Source organism: Catenulispora pinistramenti, from assembly GCF_018274385.1.
Lineage (GTDB): Bacteria > Actinomycetota > Actinomycetes > Streptomycetales > Catenulisporaceae > Catenulispora > Catenulispora pinistramenti.
Genome location: NZ_JAAFYZ010000002.1, coordinates 44,641 through 70,033 on the forward strand (window position 1 = coordinate 44,641; position 25,393 = coordinate 70,033).

The following is a 25,393-nucleotide window of genomic DNA, read 5'->3' on the forward strand; positions in this document are numbered from 1 at the left end:
ACAGCCTTCACTGACGTTGAAGCAGACGGGACCGTAACGTCAGCACTGCCTGCGACGGGCCAGACCACAGGGGGTGCAGATGATGCTCAGGGAGATCGAATCGGGGTTGGTTCGTAGTTGGGTTGGCGCTCCTTACCGAACGGCGTTCCGGCCCGCCCGATTCGGGCATATATCAGCCTCCGCATAATCTTCCGTATGCGGAAGGCGGTCGCGCGGTGTGGGAGACTTCCGGCCGGTCGCCGGGAGGCCGTCTGGCGGGCGGCGTCGGCGGCTGCGCCGCAGGTCGGCGATGGCGCCGCGGCCTCGGCGGGGTAAGGGGGCGGCGCGTTCGCCGGTTCGCCCGTTTGAGTCCTGGTTTGTTCTCTATCCTGGATCTCGTTGGCTGACTCGGGGTGGGGAGGCCGGGATGGGGTCGGTGCTGGAGCGGCTGGCCGCGCGGGAGCAGGCCGCGTCTGGGCGGATCGAGGAGATCCGGGAGCAGATCGCGGTGCTGGCCTGCGAGCTGAGCCAGGCCGAGGCCGAGCTGGAACGGCTGCGGATCGGACGCCAGGTGCTGACCGAGATGCTCGCCGAGGACGTCGAGCCGGCTGGGATCGCACCGCCAGCGCCGGCGGCCCGGGCGTCGAAGCGCGATGGGCGGCGGTGGCAGACGGTGCCGCACCGGTCGGACGATCCGGATCTCGCCTCGCTGCCGCAGTCGTATCGGGACGTGCTGGAGGCGATGGAGGACGCCGACCAGTCGCTGCGGTCGGTGGACCTGTGCCGATCGCTGGGGCTGGGTGTGAAGGCCGCCGCGACCGAGGCGATGCGCGGGAAGCTGAACCGGCTGGTCGAGCGGGGCTGGTGCGTGAGCCCGGAGACCGGCCGCTATGCCCTGGCCCCTGGCGTAGCCGGGCGAATGCCCTGATCAGGCCGCGGCCGACGGGCCCTTCCCTCAGCGTCGAAGGCGAGAACCGTTCGCGCCGCAAGGAAGAGCCCGCCGTGTCAGAGTACGCTTTCGCCCCCGATCCTGAAGCCGCTTTCGCCGCCGCCCGCGCCCGCACCGAGCAGATGATCACCTCCGCCCGTGAACACGGCTGGTGTGGGGACTGGTCAGCCGACGCCGCCGAGCGGCACGTCGTGGCGGCCGGCCGGGATGTTCAGCTGCACGTGTTGCAGGGGTTCCACGACGTCCGGGCGCTGGCCGAACAAGCGGCCCACGACGCCGGCGGCCTGGCCGTGCCCGTCGACGCCGCCGGGTGCGAGCATCGTCGGGTGGAGCCCGGCCACGCCCGCCGGCTGGCCTGCACCGTCGGCACGGTGATCGTGCGCCGTCTGGCGTTTCGCGCTCCGGGCGCCGAGAACCTGTATCCAGCCGACGCGGCGCTGAACCTTCCGGCAGGGCTGCACTCCCACGAGGTGGCCAAGCTCGCCGCGATCGAGTCCGCCCGCGGCTCGTTCCACGACGCCGCCGAGGCCATGGCCCGCACCTGCGGCGCCCCGGTCGCCGCGCCGCAGGCGGTGCGGGCCATGGCGATCGCCGCCGCGGCCGACTTCGCCGCGTTCTACGACCAGGCCGCGCCGATGATGAGCACGAAGAAGACGCTGCTGGTGCTCACCGTGGACGGCAAGGGCATCGTGATGCGCCCGGAAGACCTGCGCGAGGAAACCCGCAAGAAGGCCGAGCGCGCGGCCAGGGCCGGCCGCCTGGCCGACGGCGACCGCCCGAATCGCAAGCGGATGGCGACCGTCGGCGCCGTTTACGACGCCGAGCCGGTCGTCCGCCGTCCGCACGACATCATCACCCTGGCCAAGGCCGGGAAGAAGAAGCGCAAGAAGAAGCCGAAGAAGGACCGCAAGAAGCGCACCGGCCCGAAAGCCGTGCGCAAGTGGCTCACCGCCTCCATCGCCGACGACGCCGCCGACGTCATCGCCGCGGTGTTCGACCAAGCCGAGGCCCGAGACCCTGGACACCTGCGGACCTGGGTCGTACTCGTTGACGGCGCGAACCCGCAGATCGATGCCATCCGCGCCGAGGCCGCCGAACGCGGCATCGACATCCACCTCGTGATCGACTTCATCCACGTGCTGCAATACCTCAACACCGCCGCCCGCGTCCTGCACGGCGACGGCGACAAAGCCGCGACCGCTGTCGCCGAACACGCCCTGACGGTGCTGAACGGACGATCGAGTGACGTCGCCGACGACCTCGACCAAGCCGCCTGCGACGCCCGGTTCAGCCCCGAGGACCGCAAGAAGATCGGCGAGACCGTCACCTATCTCCGGAACAAGCACGACTACCTGCGCTACGACGATGCCCTGGCCGCCGGCTGGCCCATCGCCAGCGGTGTGATCGAGGGCGCCTGCAGACACCTGGTCGCCGACCGCCTGGACATCACCGGAGCCCGCTGGTCCCTAGAAGGCGCCGAAGCCGTCCTGAAACTCCGGGCCCTGCTTGCCAACCACGACTTCGAGGTCTATTGGACCTACCACCTCCGGCAGGAACACCAGCGCAACCACAAGTCCCGCTACCACCTCGCAGCTTGACCACTGATCTCCCTGAGAATCATCTGCACCCTCGGGAAACGTCCCGCCAGGCCCGGACCCGGTCCAGTCCACGCGCCACACGATCGTCGTCGTGGCGTGGAAGGCTCCGCCGGGCTCGGTTGCGGATGTGCGGCGGTAAGTATGTCCACAGGTCGGTGACGGTGCCGTCCCATCGCCGTTCGGATGCTCCGGGAATGGGGTACCGGGACCAGCGCAAGTCTCGGTCGTCCCATCCCCCATGGACCACGCGACCTGCCATGGCGTCGCCACTGCCGTCACTGTCACGCCACCGGCCGTCAGCGTCACCGACTTCGAACTCCACGAACCGGGCTTCAGCCACAGCCACACTGGCAAGCCCGCCAGTTGCGGCACATCAGCTCTCGGGCTCATCCCTACGTCGGGTTGGGGCATCACCAACGCCTGATACGCGTGCTGCGCGAGTTGTTGAGCACTGACCGTCGGGACAGCAGGATCCGTTGGGGCGAAGACGAGGGAGGAGTCGACCATGCGCCCGTTTACGGTGCACTCCTGCTGCGTCATCTTTTCAGGTGCGGATGGGTCGCCGACCGTAACGAGGCGCTGCACCAGCGGGATGAAGACGGGCACCTCCCGGCAGACACGCACGTCCGATGCGTTCGCCGGTACGGCCTTCGAGGTGCTCGCCGGCTTGGTTGAGGATCTGCCATCGATACTGAAATGGCACTCTGGTGCGTCGGGGTTCGTCGAGCAATCCGCGCCCACGACCCAATCACCGGCTGCTGGCGCATGGGCTGCGGGCGGAGCCGGAGACGGTGAACCGGAGGGTGCTGCCACTGCGGCGAGTAGGCCGACGACGGGAATCGGCAGCCCTCTCACGAGCACGATCCGATCGCAAAAATCGCTAGATCAGTAACCCGCCACACCAGATCGGCCTCTGCCACCCTCGCCCGGATCAGGCGTCGGCCGCCAGCTGCCGCTCCGGCCGGAGGGCGGCCGGTCCTCGGATCGATCTCAGGAGCCGTCGAGGTGTCCGCACAGTCCTCGATCATGGCCGCCGTGGGCGCTGCGCTTGGAGAGACTTGAGTCACCTGGGGATGTGTCACCGGGGCACCGCCGGAGACCAGCCCTTGGGCCTGCTCCCGATACAGAATCCTTACAAGCTCGGCCAGCGCCTGGTCAGTGGCATGGTGAGTGAGAACCGAGTCCTTCCAATCCGCCGTCCGACCCGCAACCGCCGCGTCAGCCCACATGCCGGCGTAGGCGCTCAGGGCGGCATTGCGTGCCTGGTCGGTCGGGGTGGACACAGCTGAAGCCTGCGAACTGCCAGGTCCTGTGGTCGCCCTCACCGCCGGCTTCGACCCGGATTCCGAGCACCCGGCAGTCATCAAAGCGATTGCGATTGCGCAGGACGCAACGAGTCTCGACGAGACCAAGCCGGGACGCTCCTTCACCTCCTGTATCCGCGATCAACGGATACGCTCTCACCTCGCGGAGATCTAGACTTTCTATAGCGATCCATGAAGTAAAGGATGGACGCGACAGAAAGGTCAAGATCACTCGATCGAGTGATGAGGAGATTTTGATTGCCGCGACTACGCCGTCAGCTGCGCGACGTGACCAGACTACGGATTGCCGCTCCGATGCCTGTGCAAGGAGAGCGCTGGTATAGCTGCGATTTGATCGTCGCGAAGGTCCCTCCACACGAGGCCCGTAGGTCGGCGCGGCTCTTCGCAGCGAATCACTTCATCAGGCGTCACGATCAAGTCCACACGAAAGTCATGCGAGGTCTCGGGGATCGGCTCGTCGATGACCTGGAGAGCGTGAACGGGCGCCACAATCACCGTCTCGGCTGTCACCAGTCCGGCCTCGGTAAGCAGGGCCACTTCAAGATCTGAGTAGCCGGCTCCCTTGCCGATCCGGGCTCCGGACCGGTTCACAGCCACGCTGCCGCAGATCACCACGTCGATGTGCTGCATGGCGTTCGTACCGATGTGGGGGGCGAGCTGCGCGGTCTGTCGCTTCTCGGCCGCTTCTCGCGCCGAGACGCTCAATGTCTGAGGATCGAGGAGATAGAAGGGCTCAGCGGTCGCCATCTTCGGCACTGCCATGTAGAGCAACTTGCCATCTTCGAGCGCGCGCGTTCGAACGGCGATTTGAGCCCGGTCAGGGTTGGCTTTGACCACCTGCGCTGCTTGCCACTCTGGCGTCTCCGCAAGACGCTCAGCTGTACATTCGCTGCCGTAAAAGCCCGGGATCTTGCCGTAAGAGTCGGCAGGCACAGCCGACGCGTCGATGAGCATGCGCCAGACTCGCTCGCGAACGGCTTGCTTGGCTCCAAGAATGTCGGTCATCGTCCACCACTACCTAGATGGCAGCCATCAACGCAAGCAGCCGATCGTTAATCTCCTGTACCCAGGGTTCGCTGCGCCAGGGACGCAGCTCGCGGCCAGCCTGGAAGACGATGTTCAGGCCACCACCGCCGCGGGTCAGCTCGACGGCATCGATCGTGTGGTGCATCGCGGCTTGAGCCTCGTCCCGTTTCCCCTGTCGGATGAGGCTCAGCGTCAGGTTGCCGAAGGCGATCGACTGGCTCTTCTTCTTCGTCAGGAGCGCCGATACCGTCCTGCGGAGCAGTGGTTCAGCGAGATTGGGCAGGCCTAGGGACAGGAAGCACGACCCGGCGAGCCGGTTGAACTCATTGGGGCCGAAGTTGTCGGCGGCTGCATCGTCCGGCGTGACACGATCAAACTGGGCTTCAGCCTTCCCAAGGACAGCCTCGGTCTCCTTACGGTCGCCGGCCATCGCGCAGCCTTCCGCGACGTGCAGCAGGCTGAGCCCGGTGAGCGCGGGACTGCACAGGCTCGCCACCTCGGCGGCTTCGTCGGCGAGCGCCAGTCCTTTGGCGGGGTCCTTGTCTCCGTAGAGCGCTACGAAGCTCTTCCGCAGTACCGCGTACGACTCGGTCAACGGGTCGCGGACTTGGCGCGCGGCGTTCACTGCCTGGTCAAAGTATTTGATCGGCCCATCGTGATCACGTCGCTGGCTGACGTCCCACACCAGCTGGCCCATGAAGGTCGCGGATTCGGCCTCGACCTCCCCGAGTGCCCTCCGGACTCGGCCGCCCGTGGCACCCTGGCGGAGATATGTGATCTGTCCGTGAACGTGGCCGGCTACTCCGACAAGTGCGGTCGACGTCGCGGTGTCGTACGACTCATCGAGTTGGCGGATCCGCTCGTGAAGGTGCGCCACGGCTACCAGATCGACGCTCGATGGGTGCTGCAGCACGTAGGCCAGTCGCTCGCCGGGTTCGCTCTGGATGACCGCGATGTCGTCCAAGAGGGCTTGCAACTCATCAGCGGACACCCGTAGCGCGCGAGCGAGTTTGGGGCGGAGCCAAGCCTGCGGTTCGTTCTCAGCCGACTCCCATCGGACGACGGTCGAACGCTCGACGCCCAGGTACAGCGCCAGCTGCTCTTGGGTGAATCCGGCGGCCTTCCGCCGCTTCGCGAACTTGACCCGCTTGCCGGCCACCTCGATCACCTCACTCATCCGGACCCTTCCGTAGCGTAGTCACCCCGTTGCGTAACCGCTGGTCAAACCGAAGGTTGCCTCAAAAACGCCTCAGGAGTGCCGCATGGCTGCTGTGGGACACCGCCGATCAGAGGGCTTTGCTGAGTATTAGCCGGGTCGACAGCTCACCAAATCCCGCGGGGAACGTCGACCCGGCCGCCACCAATCACCGTCAGCGATGACAAGGGGCAGCCATGGCCTTACCCATCTACGGCTACATGCGGATCGCAGCGGACACTGACTGTCCGGCTGAGACCGCACGCGTCACAGCAGAGCTGGAGACGTTCGCGCGGCAGGAGGGGTTCTCGCTGGAGGACGTGTTCATAGAGCACCTCGGAGCGAAGAACCCGGCGTTCGATGGTCTGGTCGAACGGCTCAAGAGGTCTGAGACCAGGAACGTACTCGTTCCGTCTCTGTGGCATTTCGCCCGGCTTCCCGGGCTCCAAGAGGCCATGCAGCAGCACATCCAAAGTGAGACCGGCGCCCAGGTCTGGGTCATCCAGGGAAGGCCGCGGTGACGTCATGAACGAGCAGATCGAAGGTGCGTCGATGGCGTTCCGGGGCTCGGAGCGGCAGATCCTTGAACGTCTGGACGTATTCCGCCTCCGCGGCGTCCATCCAGAAACGATCAACGCGGCTGTGGGACAGGTCAAGGCAGGTCACAGCCACATCGAGTGCGCCGGTGATCGCTTCGAAGTCGCTGCGCCGGACTGGTCGATCGTCCAGGACGTCTACGGCTGCGACAAAGGGCGGGACTGCCGGGACGTCTCTAAGGCACAGCGCGAGGGCTTCGAAGCCATAGTTCGCGCTCGAACGAACGCAGCGCGGTGAGCCGTGTCCCACCACTCCATCACGCTCCCAGGCAGCACAGAGTGCATTCACGAGGCGCGCACGTGGGTCCGTGACACGCTTGGCGAGAATCAGGGCGTCGATGACGCGGTGCTGGTCGCGTCCGAACTCGCCACGAACGCCATCCGGCACTCTGCCAGCGGCCGGCCCGGTGGCACCTTCACACTGCACGTTGCCGCCTTCACCGATCGCTGGCACGTGCGCGTGGACGACGCTGGCGGGCTCAGCGTGCCCCGGATCCAAACAGTTGACGACGACCATGACGAAGCTGGCAGAGGGTTGGCCATGGTCGCCAGCTTGTCGTTGAGGTGGGGTGTCTTCGGCGACTACCGCGCACGCGGTGTGTGGGCCGAGGTCCCGATTCCTGACAGCGTCAGCCCCGACGACGAGAGCGAGGCGTACTTCCCACTGCTGAATTACCTGGAGAGCCGCTGTCCCTGACAAGCGGTTCCCCACTTCATTCGTCTCTAGAGCCAGCCGAGCCATCGTGCCCTGCTGATCGCCGACGCAGCGAACGCCGCTCAGGGCACATCGTTTGCTGCTCTACCCACGGCCAGCAGGTGGCTTGCCGCAGCCAGCAATTCGGGATGACCGTCGGCGAGCCGGGCGGCGGCCAGCACCGAGGCGAACAGCGGATCATCGACCTCGCCGATGGCCACGCCCCGGGCCTCGGCGGCCCGCAGCATCCCCCAGGCCGGGCCTTCCACGCCGAACACCTGCACGTCGGCGATGCCGGCGGCGGCCATCTCGTCGGCCAGCAGCGCCGGGGGGTGGAAGAACGCGGTGGTGAACCGGCCCGGCGGCGGCTTGATCAGCTCGCCGGAGGCCATGATGCCGGCGACCGAGGCATGCACGCCGGGCCGGGCCAGGATCCCGAGGCCGGCATTCTCGAACAGGGACGCGAAGCGTCCGATCGCGGCGGCGGCGACTACGGCACCGGGGCGGGCGACCCGAACCGCCTCAGAAAGCACCAGAGCCCGATCCTTGGGATCGGGGAGGTGATACAGCGGCCCCATCAGCAGTACCGCGTCGAAGGACGCCGATTCGGCCGGCAGGTCGCGCGCGTCGCCGAGCTCAGCGGGCAGGCCAGCGTCCCGGGCCGCGGCCACGTGCTTGGGCATCGGGTCGATAAGCAGGCAGCGGTGACCGTCGTCGGTCAGCCAGGACGAGTGGACGCCGGTCCCTCCGCCGACGTCCAGGACGTCGAAGCCCCCCTCTGGCAGGAAGCGACGCAGGATCTCCTGGGTGCGCAGCAGTTCCAGCCGCCCATCCGCCGCGTCTAGCAGGCGCCTGGCCTCGTCCTTGCCGCCGTAGTAGTCCGCGATCTCGGGAGCTAGTGAGAGTCCGTCCATGGGATGGATTCTGCCCGCTAAAGTGGGGGTGGACCAGTCCACCATGTCAGGAGATTCGATGGCGCCGACCCTGCACGAGCAGATCACGGGACAGCTGCGCGAGCAGATGGAGGACGGGACGCTGCCGCCAGGCGCGCCAGTTCCCTCCAGTCGGGCTCTGGCTGACCAGTGGGGCTGCTCGCGGGTGACCGCCTCGGACGCGCTGCGGGCACTGGCCCGCGACGGGCAGATCCTCGATCGCAAGGGGCTGGGGTTCTTCGTCACTGACACCCCGGTTGCACGTCCAGCCGGGCGACGCGCGGCTGGCACAGCCCGCGTCGACGGGGCGCTGCCGTTCAAGATCCTTGGCCGACCCGGCTACCGGGTCCCGCCGCCGCATGTCGCCGCCGCCCTGGGCATCGCCGAGGACGAAGAAGCCCTGGCCCGCATCAGGTTGCTGCACCTGCCCGGCGGCGAGCCGGTGTCGGTGGTCACGGCCTGGTTCGCCCGGAGCGTCGCCGAGCGTTGCGAACTGCTGCATCGCACCGCACCGATTCCGGGCGGCACCACCAGGCACATCACCGCCCGCACCGGCTTGCGCCCGGTGCTCGGCCGCGACGTGACCACTCCGACCGTCGCTGCCGACTTGGCCGCCGACGTCCGCACGGCGCTGGGCCTGGCCGCCGAGGCGGCGGTGCTGGTGGTGCTGCACATCGCCCAAACCGCCGACGACACTGCGGTGGTGGTCGAGGAGGGCTTCACCGGCGGTGGATTCGCCGAGCGCGTCGACGAGTACCCGATGGACGTCTGACAGCGCCTGAATCACCCTCGATGGCGGCGAAGCCGCATAAGGCCTTGACTGGACTGGTGGACTGGTCCACCTTAGTTAGTGCTCTGACATACGCGACCCTTCTGAGAGCGCGAGGCGACCATGAGCACTGACACAGCGCGCACCGACGCGCCCATCACACGCCCTGAAGCAACAGACCACCTGTTGGCGATCCCCGACCTGCCAACAGTGACCTGCGAGGCCTTCCCCCCACCGCGCGACCTGGAGCAGTTTCGAGCCGCCTCGGCCGCCGCAGAAGGCGACCCGGTCGAGGAGATCGACGCCTGCCTGGTCCGGAGCGACATGACCATCTGGTTTCCCGACCCGACACCGGGCCGTTGGCGGCCGGTGAGGAAGGGCAACGTCGCCGGGCCCAAGACGGTGATCGAGTTCGCCGTCCCGCCTCCGTATTCGTCCTCTTGGACACTCGCCTCCGACCGGCCTGTCTGCCGACGGATCACCTCCCAGGAGACCCGTCTATCATCGCCCGACGCCGAGTCCAGCCACGTCTGAGCTGGGAGGAGAACGCGTCATGAGCATCGCCCCCACGGCCGAACTCGCTACTGCCGCCGTCTTCGCTCGCTGGATCGCTCCGCGACCGTCGTTGGTGGTCATGCAGCCGGACACCTTCTGCAACATGGACTGCGCCGCCTACTGCTACCTGCCGCAGCGCAAGAGGCGGAACCGGATGCCGGTCGCAGTCGCGCAAGCAGTCGCGGCGTCCCTGACCAGCCTTGGCCCGGACGAGTTTGGTCAGCGGCAGATTGTCGAGGTCTGCTGGCACGGCGGGGAGCCCCTGGCAGTCGGCGTTGAGGCGATGACCGAGTTGCTGGCCCCGTTCGAGCCGCTGCGGGCCGCCGGGCTGATCCACCACTCCGTCCAGACCAACGCCACGCTGATCAACGACGACTGGTGCGACCTGTTCCAGCACTACAGCTTCAGCGTCGGGGTCAGCATCGACGGCCCGGCCGACCTGAACGCCCGCCGGACCGACCGGGCCGGACGGCCCGCGCACGACCGGATCATGGGCGGGATCGGCAGGCTGCGCCAGCGCGGCATCGAGTTCTCGGTGATCGCCGTGGTCGGCACCGACGGCATCGGCCGAGCTGAGGACCTGCTGGACTTTCTGGCAGGCCTGGGCGCGACCCAGATCGGCTTCAACATCGAGGAGTTCGAGGGCAGCAACGCCGGCGACCAGCCCAGGCCGGCCGAAGCCCGCGGATTCTGGACCGCGGCGATCGCCTGGTCCACCGCACACCCGGGCGTCAGAATCCGGGAGCTGGACCGGCTGGGCGGCTACTTGGGCACGATCCGGGCCGGAGAGCGCGCGGTCTGGGAGGCTCACAGCTTCGACCCGCTGCCCACCATCGCCTTCAACGGCGACGTCATCCTGCTCTCCCCAGAACTGGCCGGGATCCGTGACGAGCACTACGGCGACTTCGTCGCCGGCAACGTCCTGGAGCAGGACCTCGGGTCGATCGTGGCCCGCGCCTGGCAGCTGCCCTACGTCACCGAGTTCATCGACGGCTTGGCGGCCTGCCGTGCCACCTGCGGCTTCTTCGACTTCTGTCGCGGCGCGACAGCCGGGAACCGCTACTTCGAGAACGGCACCTTCGCCTCCACCGAAACCAACTACTGCCGGGTCTCCCGACAAGAGCTCGTCAACGCCCTCATCGACACAACCCGCAAGGAGGAACCGTGAACCCACTGGCAACACTCATCGAATCCGAACACCCCGCCGTCCTGGCCCTGGCCGACGCCACGGCCCCGACAGCAGGCAAGTGGGACAACCGCGCCAGCTGGGACAACAACACTCCCGCCTTCGACAACCGCCCCACCTGGGATAACTGGGACAAGAAGAAGTGACCCATGATCTGCGCGGCTCGGTCCGCCAGGCCGGGCCGCGCGTTACGCGGGACGGTCAGCGCCGACACCTAGGGTGAGGAACATGCAGCAGCTTGAGATCCGGGCCACCCGCGCGGCCCTGCCGAACCTGGACGACGCCGGCCTGGAGGACGTCGACACCCTGGTCAACCGGCTCGGCGCTTTGACCGAGTTTCGCCTGGCCGACGCCGAGGTGCGGTCTCTGGAAGTCTCCGACCAGCGCTTAACCACCGGCCGCGTCGAGGGTCTGCGGGTCGAACGGGCCAAGCTGCACGAGGTTCGCATGGACTCAGTCGAGTTCACCGGCTGCGACCTGTCGGGAGCCGCCTTCACCGGCGGACGATGGTCACGCGTCCGCTTCGCCAACTGCAAGATCCTCTCCGGGCAGTTCGACGGCCTCGCCTTCGAAGACGTCATCTTCGACCGCTGCAAACTGGACTACGCGGTCTTCGGCAACGTCACCGCGAAAGGCCCGGTCATCTTCCGGGACTGCTCGCTGGAGGAGGCCGAGTTCTCCGGCTGCGACCTGTCAAAGGCTGCGTTCGACGACTGCCGCATGGACCTGACCACCTTCGAACGCACCACAGCCCGGGGCCTGGACCTGCGCGGCAACGACCTGTCCGGCATCCGCGGCATCGCCTCACTCAAGCACGCCGTCATCGAACCGGCCCAGACCATGCAACTGGGCCGCGCCCTGGTCGGCGACCTGGAGCTGAGCCTGCCCGACGACGACTGACACCCCACGAGGGGGAAGATCACTTTGAGTGTCCGCATCGCTTTCACCGACCCGCACGCTCTGATCGAACGCTGCGACACCACCGAAGTCCGCATCGCGGCCGGGCTGGACGATGTCGAGGACAGCGCCGTCATCCCCACCGACGACTGGCGTCCGCTCACTCCGGTACAGGCCCAACGCCTCCGCGCCACCGCTAGCGACAACCCGAGCACCGTGACCGAGATCGTCAGCGTCCTGGCCGACTGGTCGGTCGCCGCCCCCGGCCGGCCACTGATTGAGCACGTCGCTGGCTTCGACCCCTTCGCCGGCCGCTACGGCGCCGACTTCCTGGCTGCGGTCGACGAGCAACCCGGCCAGCCCACGACCACCATCGACCCAGGTGTCGGCCTGCGCCTCGGCATCCACCTGGACAACCACGACAAGCTGCCACTGGCCGAGCGCACCGCCAGCAGGCGCCGCGTCGGCCTCAATCTCGGCCCCGGACACCGCTACCTGCTGCTCGGAACCACCGATGTCCTCGACATCTGCGCCGCCAACGGCGCCGACCGGCGGTACTACCCACATACCAACGACATCCGCCGCCACGTCGCCGCCGGAGGGCTACTGCGCCTGTTGCGCATCCGCCTGGATCCCGGGGACGCGTACATCACGCCCACAGAGCTCGTTCCACACGACGGCTCCACCCTGATCGCGAAGGACCCCTCTCGCATCGCTTTCTGGCTCGGGCACTGGCCGACAGGGACATTAGAGTCCCTGATCTGATCGCCAGAGACTGCAACTGCGACACCCAGGCGCTCTCCTTGACACTGCGGCTTCCTCAGCTGACCAGAGCCGCCGTGCCCGCCATGAACATGCGCTCCACCGGACGAACTTGCGGCCCTCGCGCGCCGCCTTGTCCACCGCCCACCAGGCGATCAGCCATCCCAGCTTGACATGCGGCCACGTCGGATCTGTGCAGGTCGTGAAGGGGTACAGGCAGTCCTGCGCCGCCTCGTCACGCCTGCACGCCATCCAGGAACAGCCCGAGCGCACATTCGAACACAGCTGCCAAACGACGCGGCCGACCTGTCGGGAGGCGTCCGCGATCGACCGGAGTGCGGCCGTCTGCCGCGAGCGCTGTCAGCGCCGACCCGTGTCCAGCGCCCGGACCGCCTGGCGCCGAAGCCCGGCAGCCTTCAGATGCTCTGCCGGCGCATCGCACTAGCGAGCACGACGAACACCTGGAAGTTCGGGATCGCCGCTGCTGGCTGGTCGAACAGGGAGAAGAACTTCCCCTGCTTCTTAATCACCACAGACCCGTTCTTCACTTGCAGCTCGCTGAGGTCCTGCCACGGCACCATCCCTTTCCCGGTATCGACGCCGGCCATCGAGATCGAGGCCTTACCGAAGGACAGGGTTCCGCCCGCCTCAAGCGCACGCATCGCCGCGGGCAGCTGCACCTGGGCGACCCGCTCACACGCGATCTGTCCGGCATCCGCGTACTGCTGCTCGTCATGGGAGTTGAACAAGTTGCCCGACTTCTCCTTATTGAACTTCGTCGGGTCGTGGAAGACTCCTTCTCCCACGCGAAGTTCGACTCCGCCCGGCTTGATGAACCGGTACTGGTACCTAGTCCCGTCGTACCTGTAGTGCCGCTCAGGCCTCTGCCTGTGGTACCTGATCTCCCGCAACTGGTAGGTGGTCTCGATCTGGTCCCACCGGAAGACCTCCGGCGCCGTCCCGTCTGCGGCGCTGTGCCGGATCAGCCCGTTCCGGAACAGGCAGAGCCGATTCCCGACATCTTTCACCCCGCCGCCCTTGAGCAGGGTGGACAGTTTGATCTTGATTGGTATCTCAGCGAAGGCCTGCTCAAGCTCGCCTAATCCGTGGCGCTGGGCGGCCTCACGGGCCTCGGCGGAGATGTCTGTCACTGAGACGATCTTCATGGGCCCCGAGTCTAGAATTATCGCTCCAGGACCGGTCCTCACCCCGCCCACGCGAACTGCGGGAGCGCTGAAACGGCAAGAAGGACCTAGGCTGCGTCAGCACTCGTGATCGATGCAGCCTCTGCATGCACTACGCCGGGTAGGCGCTCTATCCAGGGCCGCTTGGCCTGCTCCTGTCCTGGGCGGACGACAAAGCCGAGCGATGCGTAGTACTCGGCGGCCAGCCGTCGGTTGGCGGCGTTCAGCAGCAACGTGGTCCCGGTCGCGTCCGCTGCGGCCAAGACCGCGGTGATGACATCGAGCCCGCGTCCACGGCCGGTCGGCCAGGCCCAGAAGCTCGTGATCTTCCAGGCGGGCTCATCGCCGGCCGTCACGATGCGGAGGTCGAGCCCTGCGTGCCGATCGGCGTGAAGGACCGCGGCGACCTTAGACGAGCGTTCTTCCCACAGCAGCGCTCCGTAGCCGCCCAGCAGGCACGACACGAAGAGGAACACCCTCCAGCTAATCTCGCCCTGTTCCGGGAAACGGATCGGCGTCACGAGCATGTTCACCCACCGACGCAGTCGGACTCGGAGGCCACATGACCCGAGGCGAAGCACATCCGTGGCGGCAAGCTCCTGCAAGAACCCGTCGCCAGGATCGACACGGTATTTCGCGTTCATCACCTTTGAAAGGCTAGAGCGCGGGGAGCCGCAGATCGGGCTACCGCGCCGTATGCGACTACGTGCGGGGCGGCTCGCGAGCTGTACACCGAGTCTCCATGGGCAACTCTCCACCGTCGCGCCTAGAGAGCTCTGAGATCAACAGCTTGTCACTCTCCGGCCGGTAGTTATCCACAGATAGCTCGTCGAGCTGGGATCGCGGCCACCTCGATGTGCGCGGATGAGAGCACCTGTCCGAACGACGAAAGGTGCGCTCCGTGCCCAGCATTCGCAAAACCAAAGCGGTTCCGCAGCTCTCAGCCAGTGAGCGTGCGCTGTTGGTCGCGCTCGTCCAACGTCCCAGGGTCAGCGCGGCCGGCCTGGCCGGGGCAACGCAGCTGTCGCTGGCCACGACGCGACAGGCGCTGCGCCGACTCGAATCGCTTGGCGCGGTCGTCTGTGTCAGTGGGACCAGCCTCGATGGACGTTCTGTTCGTTCTCTCTGGTTTGCGTCAGCGACCGTTCTCGATCTGCTGGCACGCTCTGGTGCGCTGCCTATGGCCCGGGCGCTCCTCGCGCCCTGTGCACGCGACAAGGTTCTGACTGCTCTCGCGCTCCGGCCGAAGCTGCCGATCGGAGATATTGCGTGGGCTACCGCTCTATCCCGCACGAGTGTCACACAGATGCTGGGCGCTCTGGAGAAGCAAGGGTTGGCCCATCGAGTGGAGAGGAGAGGCCCGGGCGGGGACAGGGTCGCCGATGGCTGGATGCTGACGCTGGACGCCGTCGCCATCCCGCTCTTCAAGCTCTGACGCAACGATGCTCCCCCAAGGCGAACAGCGAATCCCGCCAATTCCGATCGCTGGCCGCTACGTCCCACCGGCACGCATTCGCGTGCCGGTGGGCTCGCAGATGGTCAAAGGCGCGGCCCCACAGCGGCACCGTCAGCGCGGCCGGCACTGCCGCGAATCGACGTGGTCACGGCTGATCACTGCGGTTCTGGGGATTCGTCGCTGGTCGCTGCCTGCTCATCGGGCGGGTGGCGGGACTCGACGAGGGCCCGGATCCGCTTGGCAGTGGACAGTGAGACTCCGTTGCCGAGGATCAGCGCGGGGTCCGGCTGGTCGTCCAGGCCCGCGTCATCGTCGGTCTGGACGGTCAGTCTTTGAGCCAGGGCTTGGTGGAAGGCCTTTTCCTTCGGGCGTCGGCCGTGCAGTTCCAGCAGTTCCTGGTAGACCGGAGCGCCGATCTTGAGCCATGCCTCTTCACGCGCGGTCAGGACGTCCTGCTCACCGGCCGCGTCGTCCATAGAAGCGTCCGGTTCCTGGACAGGTTCGGCTGCATCAGTCGGCGTCCGGCGTTGCCGGTGGGCAGTAACGGCGACCAACAGGTGAAGTTCGCGGTCCGCGACCAGCTGCGGCAGCGAAGCGACGGCCACCAGGACCAGGTCACGAATGATCACGGGAAGCAGGAAGCCGGCCAGCGCCAGGACGTGGTCCAGGACGTTGCAGCAGACGGTCAGCGCGAGGGCGGAGCGCGCGGTGCGTTTCGCCTGTTCGCGTGCGGGGTGGCCGCCCGGGAGTCGATAGGCGGCGTAGAGGGTCGAGGCCGCGAACGCGTCCACGGCGATTGGGAAGAGCTCAGCCAGCTGGTGCAGGCCAGCTTTGCGGCCGAGATCGGTCAGGACGTCGAAGCTGATCACGGCGATCGCGATCAACGACACGGTCCCGCCGAGTCGCAGAGCGATCACGACCGAGCGCGGCGTCTCGGCCGGTTCCGATTCGGTCGGTAAGGATGCCGGTACTGCTGTAAGACGTGTAAGGAGAACGAGAGGGTTCACGGGTTCCTCCGGCCATTGGTCGTTCTGGACGGTCAGGCGGTTGGGGTCGGTGGGCCCGACCGGTCTGGTCGGGCCCACTGAGGGTGCCGCTATGCCTTCATCCGTTCGGCCAGTGCGGTGAGGAAGTCCCCGATGACGCTGCCCGCGAACAGCGCGTCCTGCCACGACAGCGCCGTTGGCACGTTCATGAGCAGGGTGCCGCCTCCCGGCAGGGTGAAGTTCAGACAGCTCTCCGGCACGACGCGGACAGGTGGTCCGGCGGTCGTGAGGAGCGCCTGCGGAACGGTGCCAGGACCCGGAACCTTGTCGGCGGCTGGCTGCTGGCGGACCTCTTCGCGGGTCGGCATCGTGTGTACCGCGCCGAACGCCGTCCGCTTCGCCGCTCTCTGCTCAGCGTTCATCGTGACCCTCCTCCGCGTGAGCTGCACTGCTCACTTCGCACATGCGGTGGTTCAAGAACAGGAACGCGCACGCGATCTCCGCGCGGTCGTCCTTCGGAACTCCCGCGTCAGCCAGCGCCGCCAATAGGCGCGTATTTGCGGTGGTGAGCGCGTCCTGTGTTGCGCGGAAGCGTGCGGCAGCGCCACACAGCGCGGCCGCAGCTCGCACCACGTCGGGCTCGCCGTCGAGGTACTTCAGCAGGGCGAGATCAGTCGAGTCCGGGCCCATCAGGCGACGTCCTTTCCGTTGTCGCGCTGGCCGCTGGCGACGGCTTCGGCCAAGCTGACGACGACCGCGACGGGGGTGGTCGGCGCGATCGAGACCCGCGCATCGGGGCCGGTGAGTACGGCCGACCGGGCGCGGTATCCGGACTGAACTGACACGGTGAGCCGGTAGGTCCCGTCTGGGGTCGTCCACTGCGTAGTCGTTCCGAAGAGCGCACGAAGACAGCTAGTAGCGCGCTTCCAACCGACATCGCGCAGGCGTCGGTGCAGGCGTCGCCGCGACCAGGCCACAGGTTCGTCGTCGGAAGCAGTCTCGGCGACCCGCGCCATCGCCAGGATCATTTCGGCCGACGCGAAACGTGCGCGGACCTGCCAGTTCGGCACGATACGGCCGGAGTAGGGCGCTGTGCTGGACGCTAGGTGCGCGCCTGTGCCGAACAGGTCGTTGATCATCACGAGACGGCCCCGCATCTGAGGGCCGACAAGGATCCACTTCGAGCTGGGGTGGCCTGGGCGGGCCATTTCACGGGCCTGCCAGCGATCGGCCATCAAGGATTCGCTGATGCGCCGCTGTACATCCGGGTTGAGTTCCATTTCAGGGTGGCTCCCATACGTTCAGGGGCCGCCGAGCGCTCCTGCGCCCGGCGGCAGGAGGTCAGCTGGTGAGAAGGCGCTCCGCGAACTCGCGGATGACGGGTCCGGGTGTGTGGCCGGTGGCGTCCGCGTAGCAGACCGGGCCGTAGATCAGCCAGGCGCCGCACTCCCCGGGGACGTCCGGGTAGACGTAGGAAGCAGCCACCTGTCCGGTGGGGTGGACGAAAGTCGTCGAGGCCAGATGACCGCTGGCGGTGTGGGTGGAGCAGGCCTCCCACCCCTCGTGGGTGGCGGTGTTGAAAGTCGGCCCGCGCTCAGCGGTGATCGCGACACGCGAGGCCGCGAGGATCGCCGAGGCGGGAGCGTCGAAGATGCTCATGCGCCAGAAGGGGTGTGCGCTGCTGCTCCCTTTGCCGGTGCCGCGCATCGGCTCGTAGATGAATTCCGCGAGTCTGGCGCCGCCGTTCGGCTCGGTGACGATCGCGAGCTTTACCGGGACAGCCCCGCTCGGAGGCGTGAGAAGCGCTGCCTGCGACACGTCGGCGTCGTCGCGGACTGGATGCTGATTCACGGTCCAGCCGCGTGTGATGAACTCCTCGACGAGCATGACGGACTGCGCCACGGCCGTCTTTGCAGTGCGTGCTGAGGTCATGAGTGTTCGCCCCTTCCCTCAGTACCGCTTGGTCCGGCGCGGGACGCTCACGGTCAGCGCGGCGATGGTGGCAGCGCCGATCACGGAGACCGGCGTACGCGGTTCGAACGGGACCGCGAAGAACCTGGCATGGGCACGCTCTACGGGAGGCGCAGTGGCCACCCGCAGATCGGTCAGCTCGGGGTAGACGGCGAGTTCCGTCACCTTGACGTCTCCCGCCGGGCGCTGGACGACGTACTCCAGAAGCACCACGAGGTGATCCGGGGCTTGGTAGAACATGCGCATCGGCGCTTGCGTACGCGCACCGGTTCGCGCAGGCACCTGGCGTTGCTGGAAACCAGCCGCGCGCAGCAGAGGCCAAACGTCCGGCTGCTGCTCAGGGGTGAAAACAGGCATGACGAAGCTCCGTTCCGGGGGGGCGCGCCGGCCGTTTTCGGGCATGGCTGCGCCGCCGCACGTGAAGTGGTGGGGAGGGCGGCCGCCGGGCTCTAGGGGGAAGGGGTCGGCCCGGCGGCCGGTCTGAAGGGCGCGGCGTCAGGCCGCGCGGGGATCAGCGTTTGGTGCGCTGTGCCGGGATCAGCGGGGTGGCCCAGTCGGTCGGGTAGATGCCGCCGTGGGAAAGCGATTCGTCGAGCTCCAGGAACCGCGCGGCCATCGTCTCGGCGCGGTACCTGTGTTGGCAGTCAGGGGGCTGACAGCTGCCGGAGGACGGCTCGGCTTTCTTCAGCATGGCGTGCGCGGAAAGCTCGCGCAGCTGCGAGAGAATGTGGTCAGGGTTCATGGCTGCTCCTTGCTGGGCGTTTGACGGCGTACTGGTGGAGCGGTCAGGGAGCCCGTCGCTCGGTGAGCGCGTTGGAGCGCGCTTGCCGAGCCCTTTCGGGATTCGACGTTCTCCCGTTCCCCTCACTTCTTGATATACCCATCATTCACCATCGAAATCCCCCAAGCAAGCGCAAATCGCCCCATTCTTCACCCATTCGGAGCACGAGTTTTTGACTTCCGGGCGGGGAATTGAGAAACTCCGCACCCTGCTCGAAGAAGAAGCGAATTACAATTCGGAGAGATCGAGAGTAATGTCGGACGCGAGCAGCGGGAGGGGCGTCGCGACGGCAGGCCGGAGGGCGGCAGGGCCTAGCCGGCGAGCCGAGGCTGAAGAGACTCCCATCGGGAAGCCACAATCGGTCCGCTTTACGCGGACGGCGTCAAATGGGCTGCCCACCTGGTGTTTCATGGGGGCGATAGGCGGTCCGATCTAAGCGGACCCCTAAGGCCAGGGCATGGGACCAGCCATCGGACCACGTGAAACGCCGATCAGGACTCTCGCCGCGCGCCGGCGTAGTCGGCGGCTGCGACCGGGTCGAACCGGACCACGGCGCCGGTGTGAGGTGCATCGATAATTATCCCACGACCTAAATAGATAGCGACATGGTGAAGAAAACCATTTGGGTCGCCGTAAAATACCAAGTCTCCTGATTGCAGGTCCGGCGCGTCAACCGCTCGACCTGTATGGAATTGTTCCGTAGCAGTGCGGGGAATGGCAATACCTGCCGCTTGGTATGCACTTTGGGTCAGGCCGGAACAGTCGAAGCCGTTTCCGTCGCTGCGGTCGGGTCCGTTACCTCCCCAGACGTAGGGACGGCCGAGCTGAGCACCCGCGTACTCGACCGCGAGCCGTGCGGCCGAGTTGGGCGCTGAGCGTGCTACGGATCCGAGGAATGAGTCGGCCGCAGGCGCGTGAGAGTAGACGTCTGCGAGTTCGACGATCCGTACAGCAGCAACGGGATCATTCACCGTCCGGCTCACTGCAGATTTGACGTCGAGCACCGGGCCCGAGCCGCAGATCGCTCTCGCGGTGGCGAACGTCGCGTCGACGGGATCGAGTGGGGAGGCTGGCACAGCACCGGTGGCCGGGACAGGCTCGGCGTAGCGGTCGAACTGCTCGCGGGAGATGTCCATGACGCCGCGATCGGTGATCTGTCGGCCGTGATCGGACGCCGCCTTTCCGAAGCCAGCGAGCACTGTCCAAGGCAGGCCGGGACAGCCGGCCGCCGCCGCGTGGTAGAGCCCGTACATGCGCAGTGGGATCTCGCCGTCGGCGTCGGGCAGCCGCTGGTCTCCCGAGTTGGAGAACAGGTCAAGTGAGTCCCACGGCGCTGCCAGCGATTCCACGACCGCGGCAGCCGCTGCGGACAGCAGCAGCACCACGAACAGCAGCGCCGTCGAGGCCGCAGCTGCAATGCGTCCTGCCGTCATGCCCACTCCCCCGCCAGATCGATGAGGGATACGCGAGCATCGGAATTGGCGCCGACGCGACGCCAGATGGCGCTCGAAGGGTCGGCATTTGCTGAGTCGCCGGCTGCCGTGGCGATGGGGATGGTGCGGTGGCTGCGTGTTAGGCGCTGGTGCAGGGCCTGTTCTCGGCGCGGCGAGTGGAGCCAGAACAGGACCGGGGTGACGATGCCGGTGGCGGCGGCCACGGCTTCGTAGCCCGGCAGCTTGGCGAGGATCTGCGGGCTGTGCTCGACACCAGTGTCGTACTCAAGGAAGAAGTCGACGGTACGCAGTCCCTCGCGCCAGCGGCCGAACCCGTCGGGGCGGACGTAGGAGCCCCAGGCCTTGGTGCACGCGCGCTCGGACCACCACATCTCCAGCGAGGCGTCGGCCATCGTTCGCGCCGCGCCGTGGAGCGCGCAGAAAACGTCGTTCACGCCAACGAGGTGCCTGAGGTCAGCCCGAAAGACGATCCGTCCCAGAGCCCCTGCACGAGGCGCCGGCTGCTCGCTGGTGTCATCGAGCCCGGCGATGAAGTTCAACCCAAGAGGTGTCAGGACGCAGTGCTTCGGGCTGGTACCAACCAACAACGGCGGTCGGAAGCAGTCGATGAGTCCGACGTCGGCCAGGATCTGCACTCGGCGACGAGCGACCCTCGGGTTGTCAAAGAAGCCTCGGGTGATCTGGTGAGTGGTCAGCACTTGGTGATGACCGAGGAGGCGGAGGATTTGCCGATCGCGTTCCGTGAGCCGATTCGCAGCGGCGAGCAGCGCGTGTCGGTTCGGTGTCACGCTTCACCGCCTTCGTTGCGCAGCAACTGGGGATCGAGTTCGAGTTCGAGGGTGTCGGCCAACCCCGGTGCCGGTGAGCGCTGAGCACGGGGGTCGGCAGCCAAGCGCTGTGCGGGTACCTCCGATACCGCGGGCCATCGCGTGGCGGCCGCGTTCAGCACCTCGTCCGCGCGGCCGGATACCGCCGCTGGCATGGGCTGAGTCTTCAGCGTGAACGCCCGAGTCTCCTGTCCTCCGCACACAAGCCGCGCGGCGACCTGGTAGCCGCCGAGGTGTGCGAGGTCGTAAGCCGTGAGAGTCGGCACAGTGTGCCGTTCCATGAGGCGGGAGTCCTCAGGTGAGGCGTTGAAGTAGATCTTGGAACGGGCGTTGGCCGAGAGAGCTTCACGAAGCTCCGTCGAGAGCTGGCCGAGGTTCTGGTGGGCAAAGGCGATGGACAGTCGATAGGCGCGGGCCTCAGCGAACATGTCCTCCAACGGGTGCGCCAGCGTGAGGAAGTTCTGGCCCTCGTCAAGGTAGAGCGAGCTGTCGCGGCGTTGGTCCTCGGTCTGCCTGGCACGAGCCTGGGCCGCGCGCCAGACTCCGGCCACGATCAGCGAGCCAAGAAGCCGAGTGGTCTCCTCGCCGAGGATGCCCTTGGGCAGGCGGGCGAGCAGGACGCCTCCGTTGAGGACATCGGCCATGTCGAAGTTCGATGTCGAAGCAGCGACGGTCTGTCTGACAAAGTCACGCAGGAGAAACGCTCGCAGCTTGTTCATGAGCGGCCCGACTACCTGTGCGCGTGCACCGTCAGAGAGTTGCGCGTACCAGTCCCAGAAGCTCGCCAGCATGGGATCGCGCAGTCCGCCGGTGATCGATAGCCGCGCGACGTCGCCAGACAACAGCGCACCGGGGATGTCGACGAGCGTCGGGGACACGCTATCGCCGCGGTTCTTCAGGAGGGTGAGCGTGACCGAGCGGAGGATGTCGTCAGTACGAGGGCCCCAGTAGGCGCCGTAGATCTTATGGAAGATGCTGACGAGGTTGTCCACGACGAGCGGGATTTCCTGATCGCTCCCGACACCCATGACGTTCATCGCCGGGCGGATCGCGTCGCGTTCCGGATCGATGAGCACGGTGCGGCCGACGGCCCGGTCCGGGAGCCGGTCGAGAAGCGCCGACACCAGGTCGCCCTTCGGGTCGATGACGACGGCACCACGACCGGCCTCGATGTCGGACAGGATCAGGTTCGCGAGCAGCGACGACTTGCCGGAGCCTGTCTTGCCGACGATGTGGAGGTGGTGGCGTGCGTCAGCGACAGCCAGACCCACCGGACGGGAACCACCCACATCGGACCGGCCCAGCGGCTTCGCCGAGCGAGATGGATGGACCACCGAGGGCGGGGCCGCCGCTGATTTGGCGCCGGCCCGGCTCACGCCCGGGGCGTCCGTGTCGTACGGCAGGTGGGCGATAGCAGCCAGCTCGGTCAGGTTGAGCAGTTCACCACGGAGGAAGCGTCGCTCAGCGACCGCCCGCAGCAGGTGCGGCATGCGCTTGCGAGCCCACCAATTGCGCTCGGCGTGGACGGCGAAGGCCGACGCGAGAGCATGGGCCAGGCCCCGAAGGCGACCGGCTTCCGAGCGTCGTTCTGCCGTGTGCGACGGGACCGGCGCAGTGGTGACGACCGCGTAGTGGATAGCTGTTTCCCAGAGTGGCCCTACGCTCTTCGTCATCGCAGCACGCAGTTCCGCGGAGTGTTCCAGGTCTGCGCGCACTGCGGTGGTGCGGCCACGCGGTCCGCGCGTCGTCAAGTCGAACAACGTCGTTTTCGCTGCGGTCCTGGATGTCGGGGCCTTGTGAAAGCCTCGCAGGGTCCTGCGGAAACGCCGCAGCCGGCGACCGGCAGCAGGACGTGCCAGCACCTGGACGCATGCGTACTCGGCCGCTCCGAGGTCGGTGCAGGCGCCAAGCAGTGCGCGCAGCGGGTCGGTCGAGAATCGGTCCTGCAACGGATGAATCTCGGGCCGTGCCAGGCGGAGGCGTCCGCCAACGGCGCGGACTGGACGCAGTTCCGAGACTCCGCCAGCCTCCTTCGACGCCGCGAGCGCGCGGGTAGGGACGGGGGCACCAGCCGACAGAACCGTCTCGGTCTGAGCGCCCGGCCAGGCAGCCTCGATTGCGCGCTCGACCATGCCGGGAGGGATTCGGCCAGGTACCCACAGACCGATCTGTGTTCCCTCGGAACTGAAGGAGAACTCGAACGAGAGGTGTGGCTGGCCGGGCCACGTGCGTTGCCGCGGCGACCTGACCAAGCCGTGGAGGTTCGCCCAGAACGCAGGGCCGGCGTGGGGATCGACTGTCGGTGGCATCAGGATTCGGATGAGCCGTGCGTCCCGCAGCTGGGCATGCACGCGAAGCCTTCGCAGCGCGCGGCGAGCCGCGACCGTCGCTGAAGCCGTCGTGCCCGCCGCCGTTGTGGCCAGTGGCCACCATGCCGACGCAGAGGCCGCGAGCTGGTTAAGGTCCGCCAGCAGTAGGTGAGTGAGGTCCGTTCCCGGGATCACGCAAGCTCCTCGATGTTCGCTGACCTGGAAAGCGCTGCGATCTCGGCGGGATCTGTTGTGACGAGGTCGTGTTCAGTTGCCGAGGCGACCGATGCGAACGCGGCACGCGTGGACCCCGATAGAACGAGCCCTTGCCCACGGGCGGCGGACAGGGCGAACGCGCGCTCCCCCGCTGACAATCGGAAGGCGTTCGCGACGTGATCGATCGCTTGCGAAGACTGGCGGAGGAGGATCTGGGTGGCCGAGTTCGCCACGACGGCCAGCCCGAAATCAGTCCCGAGGAAGTCCGCGGCGTCCTGGGAAACCACGACGAGACCGGCCCAGTACTTCCGTGCCGACTTCGCCATCCGACACAGGAATCGGGCGCCGTCCGGCAAGGACATGAGCTGCCAGGCCTCATCGACGACGACCAGACGCTTGCGGCGTTCCTGCGGACCGGAGATCTCGCGCCAGATCACGTCGAGGGTCAGCAGGATGCCCACGGCGCGGAGTTCGTCGGGCAGGTGACGCAGCGCGAAGACCGTTAGGTGGCCATCTGTTTCAACTGTGGTCGGGCCGTTGAAGAGGCCGGCGAACGAGCCCTGCGTGTGTGGCGTCAGTCGTTCGGCGATGGACCGACTTGCCGATGGCTCAGCGTCTCGGAGCTCGTTGACCACGTCGGCGAGCGTCGGCACGGGCAAATGCTGGGTCGCCGGGTCCTCGGTGATGCCCTTGGCGTTGTAGGCCGCGAGGACCGCGGCATCCAGTGCCGCGCGTTCGTCGGCGGTCAGCGTCGAGCCGAGGAGCACTGCGACGATGGTTTGCGCGAACATTGCTCGTCGCCTGAGCGCATCGCCAGCGCCGATCGACTGTCTGGGTAGGTCGAAGGGGTTGATGCGGACGCCTTCGAGACCGAGCGCGATCCGGGTACCACCGACGGCCGCCGCCACTCGGTCGTACTCGTCTTCCGGGTCGACGACCAGGACGCGGACTCCCCGGTAGAGCGAACGCAGCATTTCAAGCTTGGTGACGTACGACTTGCCGGCGCCGGAGCTGGCCAGGGTCACCGAGTTGAAGTTCGGCAGGGCCCAGCGGTCCCAAAGCATGGCCCCGCCACCCGTTGCGTTGGTGCCGAGGAGGACTGCGGAGTCGGCTTCGCGCGGCAATGGGAGGTCGGTGGAGGCGAAGGGGAAGCAGGTCGCCAGTGCTTCTGTGTCGAAGGTCCGGCGCATGAGCACCGTGTCGATGCCGAGCGGGAGCGTCGCGCACCAGCCTGCGACGGCGCGGTACGTGAGCGGCACGAGCTTGAGCAGCATGCTGTCGGCGATCGCACGAACTCGGGCCGCCTCGATCGCCAGCTCTGCCTCGCTCGCGGCATGGACGGTGAGGTAGATCCCGACGCGGAACAACTTCCCCGCACCGGACGAGACGCGATAGGCCAACTCCCGCGCATCAGCCGCCGCTGCTTCAAGATCAGGATCGTCCAGAGCCGCGCGGTCGAAGCCACGGCGACGGCTGGACTCCAGGCGGGCACGTTGGCGCCGCAGACGATCGGCCGCCTCGTTCGACGGGACGGGCTCGACATGCAGTGCCAGGTCGAGTCGCCCGGCATACGAGGTGAGCGGATCCAACCAACCCGGCATGACCTCTGCCGGATAGTCGACCGCTGCAAAGCTCGTCGCGAAGTCGTCGCCGATGCTGAGCGCGCGGGTACCGATCCCGAGGCTCGCCGGTCCGATCCAGGACGCTGTTCGCTGCTGGCGGCGTGGAACGAGGTTCGTCAGCATG

Annotated in this window: 28 protein-coding genes; 12 read left to right on the forward strand and 16 right to left on the reverse strand. The window is 67.1% G+C overall.

Annotated elements, in window-relative coordinates:
- Positions 1 to 406 precede the first annotated feature (406 nt).
- Together KGQ19_RS00355 and KGQ19_RS00360 are read left to right on the forward strand one after the other, a co-directional pair.
- Positions 407 to 907 carry a hypothetical protein gene (locus KGQ19_RS00355; protein ID WP_212006976.1) on the forward strand — a complete coding sequence of 167 codons (501 nt, stop codon included), beginning with the start codon at positions 407 to 409 and terminating at the stop codon, positions 905 to 907.
- Positions 908 to 981: 74 nt separating this feature from the next.
- Positions 982 to 2,526 carry an ISKra4 family transposase gene (locus tag KGQ19_RS00360; RefSeq protein ID WP_212006977.1) on the forward strand — a complete coding sequence of 515 codons (1,545 nt, stop codon included), beginning with the start codon at positions 982 to 984 and terminating at the stop codon, positions 2,524 to 2,526.
- Between the two features lie 1,601 nt (positions 2,527 to 4,127).
- Here KGQ19_RS00360 and KGQ19_RS00365 read toward each other — a convergent pair.
- Positions 4,128 to 4,856 (reverse strand): 5-formyltetrahydrofolate cyclo-ligase, encoded by a 729-nt coding sequence (locus tag KGQ19_RS00365; protein ID WP_212006978.1) that lies wholly within the window; start codon positions 4,854 to 4,856, stop codon positions 4,128 to 4,130.
- A gap of 13 nt (positions 4,857 to 4,869) precedes the next feature.
- Complete coding sequence (locus tag KGQ19_RS00370; RefSeq protein WP_368862036.1) at positions 4,870 to 6,036, reverse strand: helix-turn-helix transcriptional regulator; 1,167 nt, start codon at positions 6,034 to 6,036, stop codon at positions 4,870 to 4,872.
- 233 nt (positions 6,037 to 6,269) lie between these two features.
- Here KGQ19_RS00370 and KGQ19_RS00375 point away from each other — a divergent pair, with 233 nt between their 5' ends.
- The 3 genes from KGQ19_RS00375 to KGQ19_RS00385 are packed head-to-tail and all read left to right on the forward strand — an operon-like array spanning position 6,270 to position 7,365.
- Entirely contained in the window at positions 6,270 to 6,593 is a 324-nt protein-coding gene (locus KGQ19_RS00375; protein ID WP_212006980.1) for a recombinase family protein, read from the forward strand.
- Positions 6,594 to 6,597: 4 nt separating this feature from the next.
- Positions 6,598 to 6,906, forward strand: coding sequence for a hypothetical protein (locus KGQ19_RS00380; RefSeq protein WP_212006981.1), 309 nt, complete (start codon positions 6,598 to 6,600; stop codon positions 6,904 to 6,906).
- 3 nt (positions 6,907 to 6,909) lie between these two features.
- A complete protein-coding gene (locus KGQ19_RS00385; protein WP_212006982.1) occupies positions 6,910 to 7,365 on the forward strand; it encodes an ATP-binding protein in 456 nt (151 codons plus the stop codon).
- Positions 7,366 to 7,445: 80 nt separating this feature from the next.
- Here the strand turns inward: KGQ19_RS00385 and KGQ19_RS00390 are convergent, their stop codons facing one another.
- The gene (locus KGQ19_RS00390; RefSeq protein WP_212006983.1) at positions 7,446 to 8,276 is read right to left on the reverse strand and encodes a class I SAM-dependent methyltransferase; all 831 of its coding nucleotides are present in this window, start codon (positions 8,274 to 8,276) and stop codon (positions 7,446 to 7,448) included.
- A gap of 58 nt (positions 8,277 to 8,334) precedes the next feature.
- On the opposite strand from KGQ19_RS00390, the gene KGQ19_RS00395 reads away from it, so the two are divergent.
- From KGQ19_RS00395 to KGQ19_RS00420, 6 genes are all read left to right on the forward strand, one after another.
- Positions 8,335 to 9,066, forward strand: a complete 732-nt coding sequence (locus tag KGQ19_RS00395) for a GntR family transcriptional regulator (protein ID WP_212006984.1) — start codon at positions 8,335 to 8,337, stop codon at positions 9,064 to 9,066.
- A 120-nt stretch (positions 9,067 to 9,186) separates the two neighbouring features.
- Entirely contained in the window at positions 9,187 to 9,597 is a 411-nt protein-coding gene (locus KGQ19_RS00400; protein ID WP_212006985.1) for a hypothetical protein, read from the forward strand.
- A gap of 19 nt (positions 9,598 to 9,616) precedes the next feature.
- Complete coding sequence (gene amcB, locus KGQ19_RS00405) at positions 9,617 to 10,786, forward strand: cyclophane-forming radical SAM peptide maturase AmcB (protein ID WP_212006986.1); 1,170 nt, start codon at positions 9,617 to 9,619, stop codon at positions 10,784 to 10,786.
- A complete protein-coding gene (gene amcA, locus KGQ19_RS00410; protein ID WP_194924153.1) occupies positions 10,783 to 10,950 on the forward strand; it encodes a multiple cyclophane-containing RiPP AmcA in 168 nt (55 codons plus the stop codon). The genes amcB and amcA overlap by 4 nt, the downstream gene beginning before the upstream one ends.
- An 82-nt stretch (positions 10,951 to 11,032) precedes the next feature.
- Positions 11,033 to 11,704: a pentapeptide repeat-containing protein gene (locus KGQ19_RS00415; RefSeq protein WP_212006987.1), complete on the forward strand. Its 672-nt coding sequence runs from the start codon at positions 11,033 to 11,035 to the stop codon at positions 11,702 to 11,704.
- 24 nt (positions 11,705 to 11,728) lie between these two features.
- Positions 11,729 to 12,466, forward strand: a complete 738-nt coding sequence (locus tag KGQ19_RS00420) for a hypothetical protein (RefSeq protein WP_212006988.1) — start codon at positions 11,729 to 11,731, stop codon at positions 12,464 to 12,466.
- 413 nt (positions 12,467 to 12,879) lie between these two features.
- Here the strand turns inward: KGQ19_RS00420 and KGQ19_RS00425 are convergent, their stop codons facing one another.
- Both KGQ19_RS00425 and KGQ19_RS00430 read right to left on the reverse strand, forming a co-directional pair.
- Positions 12,880 to 13,629, reverse strand: a complete 750-nt coding sequence (locus KGQ19_RS00425) for a DUF6585 family protein (protein WP_212006989.1) — start codon at positions 13,627 to 13,629, stop codon at positions 12,880 to 12,882.
- An 86-nt stretch (positions 13,630 to 13,715) separates the two neighbouring features.
- Positions 13,716 to 14,294, reverse strand: a complete 579-nt coding sequence (locus KGQ19_RS00430; RefSeq protein ID WP_212006990.1) for a PHP domain-containing protein — start codon at positions 14,292 to 14,294, stop codon at positions 13,716 to 13,718.
- A gap of 254 nt (positions 14,295 to 14,548) precedes the next feature.
- Between KGQ19_RS00430 and KGQ19_RS00435 the strand changes: the two genes are divergently transcribed.
- Positions 14,549 to 15,082: a winged helix-turn-helix transcriptional regulator gene (locus KGQ19_RS00435; RefSeq protein WP_212006991.1), complete on the forward strand. Its 534-nt coding sequence runs from the start codon at positions 14,549 to 14,551 to the stop codon at positions 15,080 to 15,082.
- A gap of 176 nt (positions 15,083 to 15,258) precedes the next feature.
- Here the strand turns inward: KGQ19_RS00435 and KGQ19_RS00440 are convergent, their stop codons facing one another.
- The 11 genes from KGQ19_RS00440 to KGQ19_RS00490 form a co-directional block, all read right to left on the reverse strand.
- Positions 15,259 to 16,020: a hypothetical protein gene (locus tag KGQ19_RS00440; RefSeq protein WP_212006992.1), complete on the reverse strand. Its 762-nt coding sequence runs from the start codon at positions 16,018 to 16,020 to the stop codon at positions 15,259 to 15,261.
- Positions 16,021 to 16,199: 179 nt separating this feature from the next.
- A complete protein-coding gene (locus tag KGQ19_RS00445; protein ID WP_212006993.1) occupies positions 16,200 to 16,511 on the reverse strand; it encodes a hypothetical protein in 312 nt (103 codons plus the stop codon).
- On the reverse strand, positions 16,501 to 16,779 hold the full coding sequence (locus KGQ19_RS00450; RefSeq protein ID WP_212006994.1) for a hypothetical protein: 279 nt from the start codon (positions 16,777 to 16,779) through the stop codon (positions 16,501 to 16,503). Before KGQ19_RS00450 ends, KGQ19_RS00445 begins: the two co-directional genes overlap by 11 nt.
- Positions 16,779 to 17,369, reverse strand: coding sequence for a hypothetical protein (locus KGQ19_RS00455; protein ID WP_212006995.1), 591 nt, complete (start codon positions 17,367 to 17,369; stop codon positions 16,779 to 16,781). The genes KGQ19_RS00450 and KGQ19_RS00455 overlap by 1 nt, the downstream gene beginning before the upstream one ends.
- 61 nt (positions 17,370 to 17,430) lie before the next feature.
- On the reverse strand, positions 17,431 to 18,021 hold the full coding sequence (locus KGQ19_RS00460; RefSeq protein ID WP_212006996.1) for a hypothetical protein: 591 nt from the start codon (positions 18,019 to 18,021) through the stop codon (positions 17,431 to 17,433).
- A gap of 18 nt (positions 18,022 to 18,039) precedes the next feature.
- Positions 18,040 to 18,306, reverse strand: a complete 267-nt coding sequence (locus KGQ19_RS00465) for a hypothetical protein (protein ID WP_212006997.1) — start codon at positions 18,304 to 18,306, stop codon at positions 18,040 to 18,042.
- Positions 18,307 to 18,571: 265 nt separating this feature from the next.
- Positions 18,572 to 18,802, reverse strand: a complete 231-nt coding sequence (locus KGQ19_RS00470; protein WP_212006998.1) for a hypothetical protein — start codon at positions 18,800 to 18,802, stop codon at positions 18,572 to 18,574.
- A 530-nt stretch (positions 18,803 to 19,332) separates the two neighbouring features.
- Positions 19,333 to 20,274: a C40 family peptidase gene (locus tag KGQ19_RS00475; protein ID WP_212006999.1), complete on the reverse strand. Its 942-nt coding sequence runs from the start codon at positions 20,272 to 20,274 to the stop codon at positions 19,333 to 19,335.
- A complete protein-coding gene (locus tag KGQ19_RS00480) occupies positions 20,271 to 21,083 on the reverse strand; it encodes a replication-relaxation family protein (protein WP_212007000.1) in 813 nt (270 codons plus the stop codon). The genes KGQ19_RS00475 and KGQ19_RS00480 overlap by 4 nt, the downstream gene beginning before the upstream one ends.
- Positions 21,080 to 23,254 carry a type IV secretory system conjugative DNA transfer family protein gene (locus KGQ19_RS00485; protein ID WP_212007001.1) on the reverse strand — a complete coding sequence of 725 codons (2,175 nt, stop codon included), beginning with the start codon at positions 23,252 to 23,254 and terminating at the stop codon, positions 21,080 to 21,082. The genes KGQ19_RS00480 and KGQ19_RS00485 overlap by 4 nt, the downstream gene beginning before the upstream one ends.
- Before the next feature lie 368 nt (positions 23,255 to 23,622).
- The gene (locus KGQ19_RS00490) at positions 23,623 to 25,392 is read right to left on the reverse strand and encodes a VirB4 family type IV secretion system protein (RefSeq protein WP_212007002.1); all 1,770 of its coding nucleotides are present in this window, start codon (positions 25,390 to 25,392) and stop codon (positions 23,623 to 23,625) included.
- Position 25,393: the final 1 nt, after the last annotated feature.

What these genes read in the sequence shown, in the direction of transcription:
- KGQ19_RS00490 (WP_212007002.1), bottom strand. Translation starts at nt 25,392, where the DNA reads ATGCTGACGAACCTCGTTCCACGCCGCCAGCAGCGAACAGCGTCCTGG.
- KGQ19_RS00415 (WP_212006987.1), top strand. Translation starts at nt 11,033, where the DNA reads ATGCAGCAGCTTGAGATCCGGGCCACCCGCGCGGCCCTGCCGAACCTG.
- KGQ19_RS00355 (WP_212006976.1), top strand. Translation starts at nt 407, where the DNA reads ATGGGGTCGGTGCTGGAGCGGCTGGCCGCGCGGGAGCAGGCCGCGTCT.
- KGQ19_RS00380 (WP_212006981.1), top strand. Translation starts at nt 6,598, where the DNA reads ATGAACGAGCAGATCGAAGGTGCGTCGATGGCGTTCCGGGGCTCGGAG.
- KGQ19_RS00375 (WP_212006980.1), top strand. Translation starts at nt 6,270, where the DNA reads ATGGCCTTACCCATCTACGGCTACATGCGGATCGCAGCGGACACTGAC.
- KGQ19_RS00475 (WP_212006999.1), bottom strand. Translation starts at nt 20,274, where the DNA reads ATGACGGCAGGACGCATTGCAGCTGCGGCCTCGACGGCGCTGCTGTTC.
- KGQ19_RS00395 (WP_212006984.1), top strand. Translation starts at nt 8,335, where the DNA reads ATGGCGCCGACCCTGCACGAGCAGATCACGGGACAGCTGCGCGAGCAG.
- KGQ19_RS00485 (WP_212007001.1), bottom strand. Translation starts at nt 23,254, where the DNA reads ATGGTCGAGCGCGCAATCGAGGCTGCCTGGCCGGGCGCTCAGACCGAG.
- KGQ19_RS00445 (WP_212006993.1), bottom strand. Translation starts at nt 16,511, where the DNA reads ATGAACGCTGAGCAGAGAGCGGCGAAGCGGACGGCGTTCGGCGCGGTA.
- KGQ19_RS00470 (WP_212006998.1), bottom strand. Translation starts at nt 18,802, where the DNA reads ATGAACCCTGACCACATTCTCTCGCAGCTGCGCGAGCTTTCCGCGCAC.
- KGQ19_RS00390 (WP_212006983.1), bottom strand. Translation starts at nt 8,276, where the DNA reads ATGGACGGACTCTCACTAGCTCCCGAGATCGCGGACTACTACGGCGGC.
- KGQ19_RS00365 (WP_212006978.1), bottom strand. Translation starts at nt 4,856, where the DNA reads ATGACCGACATTCTTGGAGCCAAGCAAGCCGTTCGCGAGCGAGTCTGG.
- KGQ19_RS00425 (WP_212006989.1), bottom strand. Translation starts at nt 13,629, where the DNA reads ATGAAGATCGTCTCAGTGACAGACATCTCCGCCGAGGCCCGTGAGGCC.
- KGQ19_RS00400 (WP_212006985.1), top strand. Translation starts at nt 9,187, where the DNA reads ATGAGCACTGACACAGCGCGCACCGACGCGCCCATCACACGCCCTGAA.
- amcB (WP_212006986.1), top strand. Translation starts at nt 9,617, where the DNA reads ATGAGCATCGCCCCCACGGCCGAACTCGCTACTGCCGCCGTCTTCGCT.
- KGQ19_RS00455 (WP_212006995.1), bottom strand. Translation starts at nt 17,369, where the DNA reads ATGGAACTCAACCCGGATGTACAGCGGCGCATCAGCGAATCCTTGATG.
- KGQ19_RS00450 (WP_212006994.1), bottom strand. Translation starts at nt 16,779, where the DNA reads ATGGGCCCGGACTCGACTGATCTCGCCCTGCTGAAGTACCTCGACGGC.
- KGQ19_RS00460 (WP_212006996.1), bottom strand. Translation starts at nt 18,021, where the DNA reads ATGACCTCAGCACGCACTGCAAAGACGGCCGTGGCGCAGTCCGTCATG.
- KGQ19_RS00465 (WP_212006997.1), bottom strand. Translation starts at nt 18,306, where the DNA reads ATGCGCATGTTCTACCAAGCCCCGGATCACCTCGTGGTGCTTCTGGAG.